Raw genomic sequence first — 1,401 nt, forward strand, 5'->3', positions numbered from 1 at the left:
AGCGGGCGTGTCTCATTGACTGTGTAAGTGGTTGGGCCTGAATGGTGGTTGGCTGACCACCGGACAGGAGAATTCCATTGCCACAACCCGATTCGTCCAGAGATGATGCTGCGGCCAAGCTGGCCGAGTTGTTGCCGCCGGCGGCGGTGGATGCTCTGTTGGCCGACGCCGAAGCGTCTGGCACCGCGATCGACGGCCCTGACGGGCTGCTGGCGCAGATGACCAAGGCGGTGCTGGAGCGCGCCCTGGATGTGGAGATCGCCGATCACCTCGGCTACGAGCATGGCGATCCGGCCGGACACGGATCGGGCAACTCCCGCAACGGACACGGCCGCAAGACCGTGTTGAGCACCGCGGGCCCGGTTGAGCTGGAAGTACCGCGTGATCGCAATGGCACGTTCGACCCGGTCATCGTGCCCAAACGCAAACGGCGCCTGGGCCAGGTCGAAGACATGATCTTGTCGCTGTACGCGCGCGGCATGTCCACCCGCGACATCACCGAGCACCTGGCCGAGGTCTACGGCGCGCGGGTCTCGGCGGCCACGATCTCGCGGGTCACCGACGTGGTCACCGACGAGATCGCGGCCTGGCAATCTCGGCCGGTCGATCCGGTGTATCCGATCCTGTACATCGACGCCATCCGCATCAAGATCCGCGATGGCGGCGTGGTCGCCAACAAGGCTGCTCACGTGGTGATCGGCGTGGACGTCGACGGCATCAAACAGGTCCTGGGGATCTGGATCCAGCAGACCGAAGGGGCGAAGTTCTGGCATGGGGTGCTCACTGAGCTGCGCAATCGCGGGTGTCGCGACGCGCTGTTCGTGTGCTGCGACGGGCTGACGGGGCTGGCTGAGTCGATCGCGGCGGTGTGGCCGGCCGCGGTAATCCAGACCTGCGTGGTGCATCTGCTGCGCGCATCGATGCGTTATGCCTCCTGCGCCGACCGCAAGAAGATGGCGGTCGCGCTGCGCCCGATCTACACGGCCGCCACCGAAGAGGCCGCCAACCTCGCCCTCGAGGAGTTCCGGGCCGAATGGCGCACCAAGTCCCCGGGTGCGGTCGCGGTCTGGGACCGCGCCTGGCCCGAATTCGTGCCGTTTCTGGCGTTCCCGCCCGAGATCCGCCGGATCATCTACACCACGAACGCCATCGAATCGCTGAACTATCAGCTGCGCAAGGTGACCAAGGCCCGCGGCTCCTTCCCGTCGGACGCCGCGGCAATGAAGCTGCTGTATCTGGCCATCCGCAACATCAACCAGAAACGAGGATCAACACAAGGACCAGGAACCTACCGCTGGACCGAAGCGCTCAACAGCTTCGCCATCCAATTCCCCGACCGACTCCCACTATGACCCAAAGATAAACGGCCACAACACCTTACACAGTTATCTTGACAAGCCC

The 1,401-nt window shown here is 64.5% G+C and carries 1 protein-coding gene; it reads left to right on the forward strand.

Annotated features, from left to right (window positions below):
* The first annotated feature begins 119 nt into the window (after positions 1 to 119).
* The gene (locus CWS39_RS28175) at positions 120 to 1,352 is read left to right on the forward strand and encodes an IS256 family transposase (RefSeq protein ID WP_102146105.1); all 1,233 of its coding nucleotides are present in this window, start codon (positions 120 to 122) and stop codon (positions 1,350 to 1,352) included.
* Positions 1,353 to 1,401 lie beyond the last annotated feature (49 nt).

Source organism: Mycobacterium hubeiense (assembly GCF_002838065.1).
Classification (GTDB): Bacteria; Actinomycetota; Actinomycetes; order Mycobacteriales; family Mycobacteriaceae; genus Mycobacterium; species Mycobacterium hubeiense.